The sequence below is a fragment of the Geovibrio ferrireducens genome (assembly GCF_026226615.1).
In the GTDB taxonomy this organism is placed as follows: domain Bacteria; phylum Chrysiogenota; class Deferribacteres; order Deferribacterales; family Geovibrionaceae; genus Geovibrio; species Geovibrio ferrireducens.
Map to the genome: position 1 here is coordinate 1 of NZ_JAJAPB010000030.1, position 566 is coordinate 566.

Genomic DNA, 566 nt, shown 5'->3' on the forward strand with positions numbered 1-566 from the left:
CCTTGTCTAAGTGTCAGATAAAGGGAGAAAGTATTGCAAGGCATCTTCTTTGTGTGGTGGATTCCTGCACCCGTATAGCATGGGTAGAATCTATTCCTGATAAGAAGGCTCTTACAGTGATGTTTGCGGTGTTCAGGAGCTTTAACAATATAGCCCAAAGGTATAATATTCGCTTTGCAGAGGTTCTGACAGATAACGGCCCTGAGTTCGGCCCTAAGGAATCAGAAAGCAAGATGGATCACCCTTTCGAGAGGTTTCTGATAGAAATGGGTATTAAGCACAGATACACAAGACCTTACAGACCTCAGACGAACGGAAAGGCGGAAAGATTCTGGCGTTCTATAGAGGAAGACCTTCTGCATGAATATGTATTTGAATCTGTTGAGGAATTGGAGGACGAACTCCTCAAATACGTCATATACTACAACGAACTTAGACCACACCAAGGAATTAACGGCAAAACTCCACTACAGTTAAACGAAATCTCGCCTCGAATTACTTGACATATACAGCAGTGACACAGCAGTGCGTCATTCTGAGCGAAGTGAAGAATCTTAGACCTCACA

At 43.3% G+C, this 566-nt stretch carries 1 protein-coding gene; it reads left to right on the forward strand.

Annotation, left to right across the window (positions count from 1 at the left end; all coding sequences use genetic code 11):
• A partial coding sequence (locus OSQ85_RS14020; RefSeq protein WP_265823930.1) for an integrase core domain-containing protein occupies positions 1-503 on the forward strand: 503 nt, incomplete at its 5' end.
• Between the last annotated feature and the right edge of the window lie 63 nt (positions 504-566).